The 242-nt window shown below is 65.7% G+C and carries 1 protein-coding gene; it reads right to left on the bottom strand.

Annotated features, from left to right (window positions below; genetic code table 11):
• A partial coding sequence (locus tag SB786_RS37380; RefSeq protein WP_410731733.1) for an FAD-dependent oxidoreductase occupies nucleotides 1–242 on the bottom strand: 242 nt, incomplete at both ends.

The following is a 242-nucleotide window of genomic DNA, read 5'->3' on the forward strand; positions in this document are numbered from 1 at the left end:
TTCTTGACGACGCCGCCCTTGAAGTCGCGCAGCTTGTCGAGATCGACCTCCGGCTTGCCGAACGTGATGCCGTGCGAAGCGAGCGCCGCGGCTTCGTCGATGACGAGTGCCGTGTGCAGCAGCGCCTTTGACGGGATGCAACCGACGTTCAAGCACACGCCGCCGAGCGTCGAGTAGCGTTCGACCAGCACTGTCTTCATGCCGAGGTCGGCTGAGCGGAACGCGGCCGAGTAGCCGCCGGG

Origin of the sequence: Burkholderia sp. SIMBA_062 (assembly GCF_046534765.1) — a bacterium.
GTDB classification, from domain to species: Bacteria; Pseudomonadota; Gammaproteobacteria; order Burkholderiales; family Burkholderiaceae; genus Burkholderia; species Burkholderia ambifaria.